Raw genomic sequence first — 218 nt, 5'->3', positions numbered from 1 at the left:
TGCGCGGCGGTGAGCACGGCATTAACGGTAGCATGTGCCAGTAACTTACCGTTCGTATCCAGCTCACTCTGGCCGATGATATTGGCAATATAGGGTGCGCCTGCACCGGCTAACGCCCCGCCAAACTCTCCGCCGGCAAGACCCTGTACCGCCGCGCTCACCGCTTGGATGGCTCGCTGAACGCTCCCGCCCACACCGAATCCCGAGTCGTTCATCGC

At 61.9% G+C, this 218-nt stretch carries 1 pseudogene; it reads right to left on the bottom strand.

From position 1 onward, the window contains the following. A pseudogene (locus tag HGT70_RS16515) lies at window positions 1–218 on the bottom strand (VENN motif pre-toxin domain-containing protein); the annotation flags it as partial.

This window comes from Rosenbergiella collisarenosi (genome assembly GCF_018494085.1).
Lineage (GTDB): Bacteria > Pseudomonadota > Gammaproteobacteria > Enterobacterales > Enterobacteriaceae > Rosenbergiella > Rosenbergiella collisarenosi.
The sequence above is the reverse complement of the archived record's forward strand: the minus strand, read 5'-3'. Positions and strand labels throughout refer to the sequence as shown.